Origin of the sequence: Streptomyces sp. NPDC001536 (genome assembly GCF_042894505.1) — a bacterium.
Lineage (GTDB): Bacteria > Actinomycetota > Actinomycetes > Streptomycetales > Streptomycetaceae > Streptomyces.
Genome location: NZ_JBIAVQ010000040.1, coordinates 1 through 7,312, shown reverse-complemented (window position 1 = coordinate 7,312; position 7,312 = coordinate 1). Strand labels below are relative to the sequence as shown.

Below are 7,312 nucleotides of genomic sequence, written 5' to 3'. Positions count from 1 at the left end.
TTCGCGGTCAGGCCACCCCCATCGGGATACCGCATCACACAGAGATACACCCACCCACGAGATCACCGTCACCCTAGGCCGAAAACCTCAGTAGCGCCCGCGCATGTGCAGGCGGGCGGGGCGCTCCCGGCCGGGCCGGGGAACGTCATCGTCCAGGGCGAGGATCTCGGGGTATGGATCGCCGGGCAGGTGGCCGGATGGGACCGGCTCGTATCCGCCCAGCAGTACCTGCTGGAGACGATCGGTGTGGATCCCGAGGGCGGGGCCGTGGTGGTGCCGGTGCGGCGTTCGCAGAGCGACCGGTGGGCGGCCAACCTCGCGGCCGCCCGCCAGTTCCACGCCCGGGAAGGACACTTGCAGCCCGCGCGCAAGCATGTCGAGCTCGTTGACGGCGAGGAGATCAAACTCGGGTCCTTCCTGGACAACACCCGCCGACGCGCGGCCAAGCTGCCGGCTGAGCGGCGTGCGGATCTCGATGCCCTCGGCATGCGCTGGTAGAAAGGGCTGGCCCGGCGTCACATTCAGCCGGGATTACGACATAACCAAAGCACCAGCCTTCGGAACGCGAGGCCCGGACCACGGCGGTCCGGGCAAGGCGGCTTGCCCTACAAGTTGCTCTACAACTTGCTCCACAAGTTGCTCTACAGCTTGCCCCTCAACTTGCTCTACAACTTGCCTCAGCCGACCGGCCGGGCAGGCGAAACTGCAGATCAGGGGAGGTGGTCAAGGGGCCCCGGGCGTGCCGACTACTTCCCTGGGAGAGCCTCCTCAGTCCGAGAAGTCCGGCCAGGTGCCGCCGGGTCCCATGAAGTGCTGCGCGGACATCGCGCCGCCTCGACCGCGCGCGGCCCCGCTGACGCGCGCGAGCAGTACGGCCGGCGCCCGATCCCCCGAGGTACTCCCCGCGTCCCGCCCGCTTCCCTCCCACCCTTCTTCTTCTGTGCCGGGGCGGTCGTGGGGTGCTCTGAGGGGGATGTCAGCACCCAGACCACGCTCCGGTGGGACTCTGACCAGGGCTGACGGGAGCGCCCGTCATGAGGCTGCGCAACCTCCAGCGCAACACCCTGGCGAAACACCCTGGCGCAACCTCCAGCGCAACACCCTGGCGCAACAGCGCAGTTCGCTGGCTATGACGACTTCTCGGGGAGTCGTTTGTCGAGGAGTTTGGGAGGCGCGTGACCCGGGGTGCCATGATCAACATCGATGAGTTTTGATGTCGCTAGCGTGTGCGATCCCAGGTTGCCGGGGCTGCTTCATAATCCAGCTGTGGACATATCCGATGAGGGTCAGCCGCTCGATTCCGTCTGGCTTGAGATCAACAACAATGTGTGTGGCGGCCTGGCAGCAGCCCCGAGTGCATCGTTGGTGGCCGAGCGGTTCATCGGGGCTGGCTGGAGTTCCAGATCAGGCTCGTCGTGGGAGTCGTATGAGGTCGAGACCAGCTGGTGCCGCATCGAGGTCGACCCGACCGACGGGGACACGCTCCTGAACGGAGTTGTTGATCCTCAACGGTTCGAGGATCTGGCTGTGCTGCTGACCCGGTTCGGTCTGCGGTTCAGTCTTGAGCTCTATGACGATGACGGGGAACTGCTGCGGGAGATCGAAGCTGGAACCCCGTCAGCGCCTCATGGCGCAGCTCCGCGGTCTTTCAGCCGGCTGCTCGCTCCGCTTGGGCTCTGGTCACGGCGAGGCGGTAGGAGTCGGTGCCGGTCTCGATGATGGTGCCGTTGAAGGTGAGGCGATCGACGATGGCCGCGCAGAGGCGGGGGTCGGTGAAGGTCTTGGTCCAGCCGCCGAAGGATTCGTTCGAGGCGATGGCGACACTGTTCTTCTCCTCGCGTTCGGTGAGGACCTGGAAGAGGAGTTCGGCGCCGTGCCGGTCGAGTTCCATGTAGCACGCGCGCGGCGTCGGGCGGGATCGGGCGGGATCAGGCGGGATGATCGGGGTGTGCTCGCTGCGGGCGGAGGAGAGCTAGGGGCGGGCGGCGCGGTGGGCGGAGACGGAAGCTGCATAGCTTCCACCAGCGTGTGCGCCCGGTGCTACGTTGTTTCAAGGTTCCCTCTTGCCGGGACCTTGCTGCGGCACGCGGCCGCACGGTTCGACCAGTAGTGGGGGACGTGGCGCAAGCGCGATCGCATTCGGCTGCGGGCCAGATGATGGGCTACCTCTATCAATGCGAGCTAGCCCTTCTTGAACTCGCACGCCGCAGCTGGGACGACAATACCGTTGAAGTGCGCATGGAACTTCTCGACGACATCGAGTTCCTGCGCCACGAGACGCAGGATCCCCTTGAGCTGCTGCAGTCCAAGTACCGAGAGGCGGCCGGGCAGCTCAGCGAGACTGGGAAAGACTTCTGGCGCTCAGTCACCTCTTGGATCGACTCTCTGAACGTCAACGCCGACCAATCAGCCCTCCCGCTACCCATCCTGCGACTCGTCTCGACACAGGTTGCCAAAGAGGGGACGTTCCTCCACTTCCTGCGTTCAGGCCCTGGCCGGAACGTAGGCCAGGCTCTGGCGCGCATGGAGGAAGTTGCCACCGACGCAGACGGACCCGGAACCACGGCTGACGACCGCGCACTCTTCATGGAGCTCACGACAGCGCAAAGGCACAAACTCGTCACCGCCATGGTGGTCGATGACGGCGCACCAGTGATGTCAGACGTCGACCGTAGTCTCGCCAAGGAGCTGGGGATCACCCCTAGCGAGCACGCGGGTGCGGTGCTAGACGAGATCAAGGGCTGGTGGTATCGCGTGGCCGTGCGTCTGCTAGAGCGCAAGGACCCTGCCTACATGCTGGCCTCGGTCAGTGCTGAAGAACTCCTGTGCCGCCGCGATGAAGCCGTCGATCGGTACACCGGCAAGAGCTTGCCGATCACCGAGACCCTCCGCAATCTCACCGAGGCAGAGATGGCCCCCTACCGGAACCGGCTGGTCGTTTCGCAGATGCAGTGGATCGGTCTCCCCGACACCGAGATTGCGATGCATCTACGCGACTACCACTACGCGCGAGCGCAGCGCTCCGAGTGGCTTAGAAGCTTCAAAGTCACCGCGGATGGGCTGGATGCATACGAGCGTGATCTGCACTACGAGTGGGAGAGCGTCTTCCGGCGTCGTACCCGCCGCGTCGATGATGCGACCAGCGAGGCCGCACGGCAGGACATCGGTCAGGACGTCTTGGACGGGACGATGGAGAAGGTCGCTGATAAGTCGGCTCGGCCAGGCACCAGCACGGCCCCCTGGATCGGTCGCGGATCCATCCACGACCTCTGCGATAGGACGGAGTACGTGGGGAGCGATCGAGCTATGGGCTGGCACCCCGACCACCCGCGTCTGTGCAAGGACCACATCGAGGCCGCGGACCAGTGACCACACCGGACCCACTCCACCGCTCGGCGGAAGCGCAGGCGCTTCTCAACCCGGCATTCGGCGCCTACCTGCTGGCCCACAGCATCTACGCTGCGCAACGCAAAAAGGGGCAGCCAATGCCGTGGCCGTCCGCGTTTCTCGTCCTGCCGCTCGTCCTTCCGGCCAAAGCTCGAGACAGCCTTCCGGGTAATTCGACGGTGTCACTCATGGCGTGGGCGGACAAAAACCCCCTTCAGCACGCAGCCTTCGCCGAGCGGGCGGTCTCGCTGACCAACCTCACACGAATGAGTCTGCGTATGGCGATGCGCCACCAGGCTGTGGAAGTCACACCGCTTGGCCTGCGTTGTCCGCGCAAGCCCATGACAGCCCCTGACTTCGGACAAGAGGTTGCGGAGTGTGCGCGCGCTGCGGCTCTGGTAGGCCGTTGGCTCGCAGCAACCGACCCGCATCGCGCCTACACCGCTCTTGGTGTTCGTCCCTGAACAAGGAGTCCCAGAACCGCCATGCAACTGCTTGCCCTGGCCCTCTATCACCAAGACAACAGGAAGCCCCCCAGGGTCCTGCGGTTTCACCCCGGGCGGCTGAACATCCTGACCGGAGAGTCCGAAACCGGCAAATCCGGCGTCCTCGCCATCATTGACTTCTGCTTGGGTCGTAGCAAGCCCGGGCTGCCCGACAACCCCATCGACCGTACCGTCGGCTGGTACGCGCTTCTAGCCGAGTTTCGTGACGGGCGCCGGATGGTTCTCGCACGGCCTCGCCCGGCCGGCGAGTCCACAAATGAGGCGTTCGTGCGCTCCGGAAACCAGACGCTCAGTCTTCCGAGCGCTGCTGAACTCCACGTCAACTCGAACGCCGCCGCGCTGCGCGGCGAAGTCAGCGCGCACCTCGGAATCGAAGACTTCCGCTTCCAGCCTCCAGCTAACGCTGCTCGCTACCCCTTCGACGTCTCTGTAGCTCAGGGCGCCTTGTTCTGCTTCCAAAACCAGGACGAGATCGCTGCCTCCAAAACTTTGTTCCACCGTCAGACCGAGGACGGCATCGCGCAAGCCATTAAAGACACTCTGCCCTACTTCCTCGGCGCTGCTGGACCTGAACAGGCCCTTCGGCAATACCGGCTCGGCGAAGCCCGCCGCGAGGTACGCACCGCGCAGCGCAAGCTCGACGCCGCCCTGCGACAGCGCGAGGTCTTGGACACCAATGGCATCGCCTTGCTCAGGCTCGCGCAGAGTGAGGGGCTTCTCAGTGACGTTCCCGCGGCCCCTGACGCCGACACGGTGCAGGCCCTGCTCCGAAAGGCGCTCGCCGTCCCACCCCTCGCTCCGATCAATTCCGACGTCGGCGACCGCCGTCAGGAACTGAATGAGGAACGACGAACACTGCGGGCCCAGCTGCAGGAGTTCGATGCTGCCCTGGCCACCGTCGACCGTTGGCAGCGCAGAAGCTTCGACTTCACAGGAGAGTTGCACCTCCAGGTCGACCGGCTCAAGACGCTCAATCTTTTGGGACCTGAGAGGGATCACGACACCGACGTCTGCCCAATGTGCGCCCAGCCCCTTGAACACCGGGACCCTTCAGCCCAGGACATCTCGAGGCTGACGAACCGGCTCTCAGAGGAACTGGAGCAGGCCGCCGGAGTTCAGCCCGTCCGCCAAGAGCATCTTCGGGCCCTGCAAGTCCAGCGCGATGGCCTGGCCGAGCGGCTCAAGGCCAATGGCGTGCTCCTGAAAGAACTGATGGCGAGCGATGAAAACATGGCTCGCCTACAAGAACAGCATTTGCGAGCAGCGCACCTCCAAGGACGCATTGCACAATCTCTGACTCATGACCACCGGCCCACCGACGACGTCGGTCAGCTGCGCAATGCGCTGGCATCCGCGCAAGAAGTCGTCAGCGTTCTCGAAGAGCACACAGCCAACGACGACGTACCCGCCGAGACGGAGCGCCGTCTCGCTGACATCGCGGCTCAAATGACCCCGTGGGCGCGCCGGCTCAAGCTTGGTCAGTCAGAAGAGCCGAACGAGGCCGGCATCAGCTTCAAGAAACTCAGCGTTGTCATCCGGCGGCCCCAGGACCGTCTCCCTCAGGAACGCGTTGGCAGCGCCAAGAACTACATCGGCTACCACCTCGTGGCCCATCTCGCCCTGCACACCTACCTGCGCCACCACGACAGGCCCGTCCCTTGCTTCCTCGCCCTGGACCAACCTACGCAGGCGTTCTTCCCGTCCAAGCCCCGCGACGCGTCCACCGTCCCAGACGCCGACTGGTCCACCGTCACCGAATATTTCCGACTCCTGCATGACGTCTCGGAACTCAACCAGGGCGATCTCCAGATCATCGTCTGCGACCATGCAAATCTCCCGGACGACTGGTTCCAAGAAGCCGTGATCGACAACTGGAGGCCCGACGAGGACGGCACACGCAACGCGCTCATCCCCCCACGCTGGCTCACCTGACTTCACCAGCGAGCCCCTCAACTCTTGCGTTGCGCCCCGCCGCTGCGCTGCTTGTGGTGCAAGGAGTGGGTGGAGCCCACTCGATGAGCTCTGGCGCGGCCCTCGCGGAGCCTGCTCCGGATCAGGACCGGACCCGTACGCTGCGGGCACTGTACGAACGGTTGGACCGGCTCCAGGACGCGGTGCCCGCTACGCAGGCGTCTACTTGGGGGCGACGGAGATACTCCGCGGTTCCACGCTCGGGCCGCTCGATAGCCGCCGATCATTAGGGCTGGTCAGGGCGGTCAGGGTGGGCGAAGCCCAGCGCGTAGCGCGGGCTGGGGTCGTTCATCGCCAACGCACGCCGCCGCGCCGCCAGGCTGCTCTGGTCCGCGCTCGGGGTCGACGCCCAGGCTCTCGAGGAGGTAGTGCAGGCAGGCGGGGCGCTTCCGGCCGGGCCAGCCTGAGCGCGGTCCATCAGATACCAGCACGCATCCCCCGACCAGCGGCCTGAACTGCGTAACCGGCTGCGTAAGCTGCCGGAAACCGTCGTGCTGATCAGTAATGAAGGGGGACGGCAATGGAAGATCCTTGGCGTGTCAAAGCGGACTCAGAACGTGACCCGTGGTCGTTCACCCCACTCAAATGCGTCGGCCCGCTGCGGTTCGGCATGAGCCCTGCAGAAGTCTCCGCCGCACTCGGAGGCGCGACGGCCGGCATGCACCAGGGAATCCCTCCACAGCAGTCAAGCGATCACTTCACCGAGATCGGCGTCACCGCGTACTACGTCGCGACCGAGCTGACGTGCGTGGCGGTGGACGGTCGCCGGGGTCCGCAGGTCATCCTGGATGGCACACCCCTGACGGGACGAGTGCCATCCGCCGCCGACGACTGGATAGCCGATTACACACAGCGACAGTCGATGGAACTTCGCTACACACACGAGGGCAACGCGGTAGTGCCAGACCTCGGACTGGTGATGCGCGTACAGCGAGCCGGCGACGCTGTCGTCACAAGGCCGCTCCTGACCATCCGGGAATGGACGGAAGTCACCTGGGACTCGATCCCCATGGACGAGTGGAAGACCTTCTGAACGCCACCACACGCCAACATCTGAAGGGCACCTGCACCGCCAACGCATCGGCCGACGCAACCGGTACATCCTCGACCTCGACCAACCGCCGCAGCATCCCACCTCACCCTGCGCGCCCTCGTCGGCCTTACCGCCGACCACGGAGCCGAGACAGCGACCTAGCCGCCGAAGACTGCCTCCGCGTCGGCGACGGTGTCGAACACCCGCAGGACCTGATCCGCCTCGGTCAGCTCAAGAAGGCGCCGCACCGGATCGGGCACACACGCCAGCACCAGCACCACCCCGCCCGCATCCGCTTGCCGCCACGCTCCGAGCAAGCCCTGTCCGCGTACAAGTGATCGTGCACCACCTCGTACGGATGAGACTGCACCGTCGTTGATGCGGTGAGGGGCAAGGGCCGCGAGTCTGCTGCTGT

General features: G+C 65.2%; 6 protein-coding genes and 1 pseudogene. 5 read left to right on the top strand and 2 right to left on the bottom strand.

What is annotated here, in order from left to right:
* Positions 1 to 105 precede the first annotated feature (105 nt).
* Positions 106 to 498 (top strand): helicase associated domain-containing protein, encoded by a 393-nt coding sequence (locus ACFY0U_RS45530; protein WP_388646424.1) that lies wholly within the window; start codon positions 106 to 108, stop codon positions 496 to 498.
* 1,150 nt (positions 499 to 1,648) lie between these two features.
* Here the strand turns inward: ACFY0U_RS45530 and ACFY0U_RS45525 are convergent.
* Positions 1,649 to 1,894: pseudogene (locus tag ACFY0U_RS45525) on the bottom strand (ATP-binding protein); the annotation flags it as partial.
* Between the two features lie 344 nt (positions 1,895 to 2,238).
* On the opposite strand from ACFY0U_RS45525, the gene ACFY0U_RS45520 reads away from it, so the two are divergent.
* From ACFY0U_RS45520 to ACFY0U_RS45505, 4 genes are all read left to right on the top strand, one after another.
* A complete protein-coding gene (locus tag ACFY0U_RS45520; protein WP_388646422.1) occupies positions 2,239 to 3,369 on the top strand; it encodes an ABC-three component system protein in 1,131 nt (376 codons plus the stop codon).
* Entirely contained in the window at positions 3,366 to 3,851 is a 486-nt protein-coding gene (locus tag ACFY0U_RS45515; RefSeq protein WP_388646419.1) for a three component ABC system middle component, read from the top strand. The genes ACFY0U_RS45520 and ACFY0U_RS45515 overlap by 4 nt, the downstream gene beginning before the upstream one ends.
* A 21-nt stretch (positions 3,852 to 3,872) precedes the next feature.
* A complete protein-coding gene (locus ACFY0U_RS45510) occupies positions 3,873 to 5,825 on the top strand; it encodes a DUF3732 domain-containing protein (protein ID WP_388646417.1) in 1,953 nt (650 codons plus the stop codon).
* A gap of 559 nt (positions 5,826 to 6,384) precedes the next feature.
* On the top strand, positions 6,385 to 6,897 hold the full coding sequence (locus ACFY0U_RS45505) for a hypothetical protein (protein ID WP_388646414.1): 513 nt from the start codon (positions 6,385 to 6,387) through the stop codon (positions 6,895 to 6,897).
* Positions 6,898 to 7,055: 158 nt separating this feature from the next.
* Here ACFY0U_RS45505 and ACFY0U_RS45500 read toward each other — a convergent pair.
* Positions 7,056 to 7,312 (bottom strand): STAS domain-containing protein (locus ACFY0U_RS45500; protein ID WP_388646412.1); only part of this gene is annotated, 257 nt, incomplete at its 5' end.